Source organism: Shewanella sp. (genome assembly GCF_013214165.1).
Taxonomy (GTDB): domain Bacteria; phylum Pseudomonadota; class Gammaproteobacteria; order Enterobacterales; family Shewanellaceae; genus Shewanella.
Genome location: NZ_JABSSM010000127.1, coordinates 1 through 7,493, shown reverse-complemented (window position 1 = coordinate 7,493; position 7,493 = coordinate 1). Strand labels below are relative to the sequence as shown.

Here is a 7,493-nt window from a genome sequence, read left to right as displayed (position 1 = left end):
TCACCAAAAAATCAATAAATGCCCTGACAGTAGGCTTAGGGTATAGAGCTCCCTTATAGATAGCAAAAATCTCCCCACTGCCGTCTTCCCAATGATTCACAGTCCAACCTGGTAGCACTTCTACTAATTGGCCACTATCGATATAGGGTTGAACCATCCATTTAGATAACAAGAGCACACCACAGCCCTGTAAAGCGGCAGTTAACAAGGGAGAGCCTCCTTTAGAAATAAAATTCCCCGAAATATGGACCTTTAGATTGCTTTTCCCTTTATTAAAATACCAATGATTCCTCTGCCTCTCTTGGCTGATAAGCAAACAATTATGTTCATGTAGATCTGATGGCTGTGTGATCCAGGGGTGTTGATTTAAGTAATGTGGGGACGCTGTCAATAACGTTGGATGGTTCAACAACTTTCGCGCCTTTAAACCACTGTCTTGGGGTACACCGATACGAATAGCGAGATCCACATTATCGCTATGAAGATCCACCAGCTTATTGTCAAGATCCAAATCAATCTGTACATCCGGGTGCATCTGCAAAAACTCAGGAATAATCGGTGCTAAGCACAAGTTGCCGAAACTTTCGAACACGGATATTCTTAACATTCCTTGGGGAGTATCCCGTGACCCTCGCATCTGTACCAGCAAGTTATTTGCATCTTCCACCAGCTTGCCAGACTGTTTGTAAAAGTAACGCCCCTCTTCGGTCAAAATCAGCTGGCGAGTACTCCTCTTGAATAGGGTAGATTTAAGTTGAGCCTCTAGGCTATCGATATTTCGAGCGATGGAAGAGGGTGCCATATGCAAGGCCTGCGCAGCCTGAGAAAAGCTCCCCGAATCGACAACCTGATGAAACACCTTGATCAAATCTAACATTTTCACACCTCTGCAGTCCCTTTCAAACTGTATATCTTTGCAAAATACGCAAAGCTGTTTCAGTTTGAGCGTGTATTCAGTTCAATATTAGAATTATGCACAATTATGTCATCCCAATAAAGCAGCCTTAAATTTCAATAAAGGATAAAAGATGACGAAACGTATAGATATCGCCCAAACACAGCCAGCAGCATTAGCAGCCATGATGTCTGTCGAAAATTATTTAGCAGAGACCAAGCTATCTAGCGCACTAAAAGAGCTAATCAAGATCCGCGCATCCATGATTAATCAGTGCGCCTACTGCATTCAAATACATACGGAAGCCGCTTTGAAAGCCGAAATATCACCACAGAAGTTATTTGCAGTATCGGCCTGGAAAGAATCTCCCCTGTTTGATGACACCGAGCGGGCGGTACTCAGACTCACCGATGAGCTCACTCACGTTTCACATGCAGGTCTAACCGATAGCACTTATCAAGCCTGTCTTAACTTGTTAGGTGAAGAGCTGATAACTCAAGTCATCATGCAGGTCATCATGATCAACGCCTGGAACCGTTTTGCTATAGCGACGAAGATGACTCATTAAACAGATCCATGGCACTGCGGCTCATGGCTCTTACGCCTGTGCTGATCGTCAAAGGATAATCTGGGGCAAACTTGCTCGAGTGAAGTGATGGTAAACGTGCCCCGGACGCCTTACTGGCTGCATAGATTGTAGGCTCTACGGCGCCAAGCCAGAAGATGGTGATGGGACGCTTATGGGGCGTGAGGCCATAGAGGCCAAAATCTTCACCGGCCATAACAGGCTCAGATTTAACCACATTAGCCACCCCTATCTCGCGCTCGATACTGGCTTGTACTGAACTGGCTAACTCAGGATCATTGTAGGTAGAAGGTATCGTCTCATCTTCATGAACATAGACCACAGGCAGTAGACTATCAGGCAGGCCTGCACTCATGACGATGCCCTTGGTCATGCGTTTGATTGCTGCGATCTGTTGCTCGCGAACCTGGGGGTTATAAGAGCGCAGAGTGAGCTGCAGTGTAACTTCATTAGCGATGATGTTGTGCTTAGATCCCCCATGAATAGAGCCAACGGTGATCACATTCGGCTCAAGTGGTGAGATCTCTCGACTCGGTATGGTCTGCAATGCCATCACAGTGCGGGCTGCCAGCACCACAGGAGCGACAGTCATATGGGGATAGGCGCCATGACCGCCCTTGCCTTTAATGGTGATATCCACCGAGTCGACATTGGCCAAGGCATAACCCGGCGCGATTGCCACCTTGCCCGCAGGTACCAATGCATTCACATGTAAAGCCAGTACAAAGTCAGGTGTTGGAAACTCAGTAAATAATCCTTGTGCTAGCATGGCTTTGGCGCCGCCGCCAACCTCTTCCGCAGGTTGTGCCACCATCATCAAGGTGCCTTGCCAATCGCTCCTATGCTTCACAAGTTGCTCGGCGGTGCCGATTAAACTGGTCATATAAATATCATGACCACAGCCATGCATGCTGCCAACCGCGTTATTATCGGCATCCGTTGTGGTCACAACGGATGCATAAGGCTTTCCGGTCTGCTCTATGATCGGCAAGCCATCGATATCGGCGCGGATCATCACAGTCGGGCCATCGCCATTTTTTAATATGCCTACGACGCCATAACCACCATAATTATCTGTGACCTCAAAACCCAGTGCTAAAAGCTCCTTCGCCATCCTCTGTCCCGTCGCCTGCTCTCGATAGGAAAGCTCAGGATGTTGATGCAGATGCAAATAAAGTTGTTCAAGTTCAGGTAGGGCTTTGCTGACAGCGAGTGCTAATGATGAGTCAAGGCTGCGCAGTCAAAACACTCAATAATCAAAATTACCAGTAGCTCGTAACTCGAAGCTTACGCCTTACAACTGATAGTTAACGCTCAGCTTGGCATTACGCTCTTCACCTGGCATACCGCCGAGGAACATCGCCTTGTCATAATAAGTATCATTGAACAGGTTGTTGACGTTCAACTGCAGCTTCCAATTATCGGCCTGATAGCTGATGGCCGTATCGAATACGGTATAACTCGCCACATACCCATCTGGAATACCGAATGAACTCGAGTTAGTACTGCGTTCATCGACGTATTTTGCCCCTAAGCTGATCTCTATCGGGCTAGAGAGTGTGAACACGTCGGCGCCATAGGTGACCCAAGCGCTGGCCGTGACATAGGGCACGCCCTTTTGACGCGTACCGTAGCTGGCGTCTCGGGGATCTTGCTTATCACGCGCATCTTGATAGACGCCGTTGAGGTTGATCATCCACTGCTCATTCAGGTGAGCGTTCATGTCTAGCTCGACGCCTGAGGTCTCTTCCTTGCCATCGTAAAAGTATTGTGGGATTTCGGGACCGGTAACATCTTCTTCATAAGCAGGATTTGAATATGCCAGATTAGTACTCGAGCTCTTAAAGAACACCAAGGAGGTCAACATCTGATCATCAAATGCCTTGATACGCATGCCTAGATCATCACTGATAGACTCAGAATCCAGTCTGTCCGAGCCATCGCCTTCGATACCACCTAACATGCTGTAAGCCGTACGGCCTTTAGAATGATTGACGAAGAATGACAGATCATCGGTTGGCATATAGGTCACCCCCAAGTTATAGGTGATACCATTATCTGTAGTATCCGCCTCAGGCGTTGGCTCGGCGGCGCTAGCACGATATCGTTCATCGACACCAAAATGCTCATAACTCTGTTTTATCTCGTTAAAGGCCACACCGACACGTGTGGTAAAGCCGTAACCGAAATAGCCAACATGCTGCAGACCAACGCCCCAAGCACTCACCTTCTTGTGGTAGTTACTGGTCATCAAGGGGTCGTGATCTTCGAAGCTGCCTTCAGCCCAATTGGGATCGCGGATGTCATAGATGTAAGGCAACACGCCCCGATAGATGACATCACCCGCCTTGTTCTTTATCACCTTATCGGCATCATAAATTGAGTACTGCTTGAAGCGAATATCACGGTCTTCAAAATTTGCATTAACTAACAGCTCGTTATCTATGCCTGCCAGCTCAAAATCCAACCTCAAGTCGGCAAAATACTGCCAAGAAGTCTCGTCGGCAGAAACCTGACGGAACTCCTGACGGCGAGCCGCAAACGGATAAAGCACACCATCTTCAACGAGTGGCGCACGGGGATCTGCATTGATGGTGCCTTTTCGATCCCAATAAACATAGTTATAGGCGCCGGTTTGACGGGCAAAACCTGAGGTGTAGTCACGGTATTGTAGCTGCTGGTTCAAGAATAAATTTTCATTGAAAAAGATATTATGAGTCAGCTTAAATCTCAGCTCTTCACCTTGGTTATCTTTGGCCATCGGCGAGATGATCCCGTTATGACCGAACTCATAGGGGGTTAAGCCATCACTGTCAGCCAAAGAATCGGCCAGCTGCTGTCGCTGCTCATCGGTGAGTTGAATCCCCTTACCTTCAGGATCGTTGATTAAATCTTGCCAACTGGCTTCTCCGGCCGTTTTTCCACCGACAGACTCGGCGTTATAAATACGTATTGGATGACCGATAGAATCGACTGCGATAGCATCCTTGATATATGAAGCCGAGAGCATCAAGTCCTGGCTGTCATCGAACACATATTTAAATGAGGTGTAAATTTCGTCACGATCTGTGCCTATATCACGATAGCCATCACTGCGAGCCGTTTTAGCCACTACACGATAAGCGAGTTTGTCGGTCAATCCGCCGGTGCTATCGATACTCAGCCCATAGGAATCCCATTGACCCAGCTCGACGCCGATATCGTGGCGACTGTCAAATTCAGGCTTCTTCTCGATAAGGTTAATCACGCCGCCCGCGCTGCCCATGCCATACAAACCCGTCGCTGGGCCTTTGAGCACTTCTACCGATTCAACATTCGTCAGGGAGCGTGTCGGATTAAAAGTGTTGCCAAGTCCTGCGCCGCCATACATGCCGTCATAGGTATAGTTGGCACCGAGTCCGCGGATCACTAAGTTATCGCCAATACCATAGTTATTACCCGCTTGAGTCACACCACTGATATTACGCACCAGATCTTGCAGATTATTCACACCTTGAGCATTGATTAGCGCTTCATCGACGATGACAACGGCCGCAGGCGTTTCCATTAACGACATATTGGACTTGGTCGCTAGACCCGAATTCATAACCACTTGGTTTTGTCTTCCATAGACAGTGATACGCTCTACACCCTTGTTTTTCAGATCTGGCACTGTCCCCGGCGTTTTATCCTGCTCATTAGCAACCAGTAGCCCAGGTAAGAAAGCTGATGCACACGCGACAGCAAGTAGTGAAAAACGAAATTGTTGCATCGATATTATCCCCCATTAGTATTATGGGGCGGAATGATAATGATTACCGCTAGCATTACAACAGGTGTTTCACATATCGTCACAAAAACGTGACCCTTGTATCTATTCTGGCGGTTTTTTTGAAGGTTTTTACAAAGTAAATGTTGATAATTTAAGGGGATGTCTTAAATTTACTCACCGACTGCCAGAGTCATTATCCGAGGTGAAGTTCGATAGTTCACTCTCTATGGTCTCATCGAACTCATCAAATTCGAGTTCAGTATCAATGTGATCATAAGAAACACGAATATGTAGATGCTCCGTAATTGCGGCGTTCACACCCACGCCCCAAATCCAGCCAAACCCACTAGCATCGAAATTTTGCCCCTCTTCATCACTCCTCATGCCTGTAGAGGCAACAGCTAATTTAGCAAAAAAGAGATTCCGTCTTCTTATGGCGGCAAATAAACCGATACCCAGCAGAGAAATAAAGGAAAATGCACCGCCGCCATGACCTTCACTGCTAGAGTCTCCTCCAGTATATACAGTGTCTCTATCACTACTCTCCAGCGGCAAGGCATACAAGTCATCGGTATCAGCAGCGCTTATGGTGGCGACAATATCATCGAAACCCACCTCGTATAGATCCACCAGCACGTCATAATAATCGGTGTAATAGCCATTATGCAGTGTGGTTAACACTTCAAAATCATCATCACTCGAGTCACCCAATAGGGTAAAAATATCTGTGGTGTAATAATGCACCCAAGGACCACCATCTCGGCTCAAGTAGAGCTCTGCATAGACATCGGCTACCTCGACCGCGTCGGGTCCATACACATCGGCATCGAAGGTCACGCTAAAAGTTTGGTAGAAACCGTCAGCATCATCATCGACGAATAGCCGACTACTGGCTCCATAGAGAGTAAATTCATGATAGATGGGATTAGAAAAGGCTTTGGGCACCGTCGACTGGGCATAGTCATTCACTGTTTTTATCCCACTTTGCGGCAGTGAATACTTAACCGACATCTTGCCACTCTTATGCTCGGCAATGACCTCTGCTCGAGATTTAGTCTTTGCACTTGCTAAAGTCAGTGGCACTTGTTGCTTCAATTGGCTTAATTGCGTGTGCAGTTCTTCTTGTTGCTCAGATTTAACTGGCTGCCCAACTGAAACCGTCTGCAAGTTTACCCTCTCAATCTGGCTAGCGCCCTGTGCTTCACTGGCATAAGCACTGGCAGTGAATGAGATTAACGCCCCTGCAATCATAGTTAATGCAGATATTGGTTTGCATACCCAAGCGTGAGAAGCTGGGCTAACTCTGGTTTTAGGCTCATTTTTTACGCTCGTTAATTCTCTCGCTTGATTGTTCATATTCATCTTATAAACCTTCATCTTATAAACCTTAGTATTGCTGTGCTTAAGGCCATTAAAGACGAATTAAGGTGAACATAAGCTGAACGCTGAAAATGCGATGCTGTCACATTAGCTGGAATATATAGCTCACCTGTAGTGAAAATGGCATATCCCATTGACCAGTGTCATCTTGGGTTCATGTTCCTTGGGTTATAACTAGTAGACTAGATTTATGGGCACCTCGAGTCACTGAACAGGCCCATTAAACAGGCCCGCCGAACTGACACCTTCATTTGTTGGGCTTCTTAGACAGGCGCTTTAACACTTGTGTCTTAAGAAGGGGATATTTACACTGATAAGGAATCAAGGCATTTAATCATCGGACATACTCAATGAAATTGGCTTCAAGCTTAACATTAGTTTTAATTACATCGGCTGGTGTGCTGTTCCCACTACAGGGAGCGGCCTCGAGTGTGACTAAACTCTCTATGGTTTCGGCGTTAAGCGCCGTCAATGCCGTTAGCTTGAGTTCGATGGCCATGGTCGCTCAGTCTAAAAAAAACTTAAAAGTAACCAGCTCTCAACAGGCGATTCAATTAGTGAAACATCAATATCCAGGCAAGGTGCTCAAGGTGCAATCGAGCCGAGTCAAGGGGAACCCTGGTTATCAGGTCAAGTTACTATCCAGTTCCGGAGCGGTATTTTACGTCACTGTGGATGCCAAGACCGGCAGTGTGCGTAGGAAGTAACGTCACCCTAGATATAGCCAGCGATGGAGAATGCATTGATTTGTTTCAGCGATAACGCCAAGTGCATACCAGAGGTGACACCATGCGAATACTGTTAGTTGAAGATGACTTAGCGCTACAGACTAATCTGAAGCAGCACTTGCTCGATGCTAACTTCACCCTGGATATAGCCAG

General features: G+C 46.9%; 6 protein-coding genes and 1 pseudogene. 3 read left to right on the top strand and 4 right to left on the bottom strand.

Annotated features, from left to right (window positions below; translation table 11 throughout):
• Positions 1 to 877 (bottom strand): LysR family transcriptional regulator (locus HRU42_RS19925; RefSeq protein ID WP_295033710.1); only part of this gene is annotated, 877 nt, incomplete at its 3' end.
• 151 nt (positions 878 to 1,028) lie between these two features.
• On the opposite strand from HRU42_RS19925, the gene HRU42_RS19920 reads away from it, so the two are divergent.
• Positions 1,029 to 1,463, top strand: a complete 435-nt coding sequence (locus tag HRU42_RS19920; RefSeq protein WP_295033708.1) for a carboxymuconolactone decarboxylase family protein — start codon at positions 1,029 to 1,031, stop codon at positions 1,461 to 1,463.
• Here the strand turns inward: HRU42_RS19920 and HRU42_RS19915 are convergent.
• From HRU42_RS19915 to HRU42_RS19905, 3 genes are all read right to left on the bottom strand, one after another.
• Complete coding sequence (locus tag HRU42_RS19915; RefSeq protein WP_295033712.1) at positions 1,438 to 2,721, bottom strand: amidohydrolase; 1,284 nt, start codon at positions 2,719 to 2,721, stop codon at positions 1,438 to 1,440. The genes HRU42_RS19920 and HRU42_RS19915 overlap by 26 nt on opposite strands.
• A 54-nt stretch (positions 2,722 to 2,775) precedes the next feature.
• Positions 2,776 to 5,232: a TonB-dependent siderophore receptor gene (locus HRU42_RS19910; RefSeq protein ID WP_295033707.1), complete on the bottom strand. Its 2,457-nt coding sequence runs from the start codon at positions 5,230 to 5,232 to the stop codon at positions 2,776 to 2,778.
• A 174-nt stretch (positions 5,233 to 5,406) separates the two neighbouring features.
• Positions 5,407 to 6,594 (bottom strand): choice-of-anchor H family protein, encoded by a 1,188-nt coding sequence (locus tag HRU42_RS19905; protein ID WP_295033705.1) that lies wholly within the window; start codon positions 6,592 to 6,594, stop codon positions 5,407 to 5,409.
• Positions 6,595 to 6,962: 368 nt separating this feature from the next.
• On the opposite strand from HRU42_RS19905, the gene HRU42_RS19900 reads away from it, so the two are divergent.
• On the top strand, positions 6,963 to 7,319 hold the full coding sequence (locus HRU42_RS19900) for a PepSY domain-containing protein (RefSeq protein ID WP_295033703.1): 357 nt from the start codon (positions 6,963 to 6,965) through the stop codon (positions 7,317 to 7,319).
• 82 nt (positions 7,320 to 7,401) lie between these two features.
• Positions 7,402 to 7,493 (top strand): annotated as a pseudogene (locus tag HRU42_RS19895) (DNA-binding response regulator); the annotation flags it as partial.

What these genes read in the sequence shown, in the direction of transcription:
- HRU42_RS19900 (WP_295033703.1), top strand. Translation starts at nt 6,963, where the DNA reads ATGAAATTGGCTTCAAGCTTAACATTAGTTTTAATTACATCGGCTGGT.
- HRU42_RS19905 (WP_295033705.1), bottom strand. Translation starts at nt 6,594, where the DNA reads ATGAATATGAACAATCAAGCGAGAGAATTAACGAGCGTAAAAAATGAG.
- HRU42_RS19920 (WP_295033708.1), top strand. Translation starts at nt 1,029, where the DNA reads ATGACGAAACGTATAGATATCGCCCAAACACAGCCAGCAGCATTAGCA.
- HRU42_RS19910 (WP_295033707.1), bottom strand. Translation starts at nt 5,232, where the DNA reads ATGCAACAATTTCGTTTTTCACTACTTGCTGTCGCGTGTGCATCAGCT.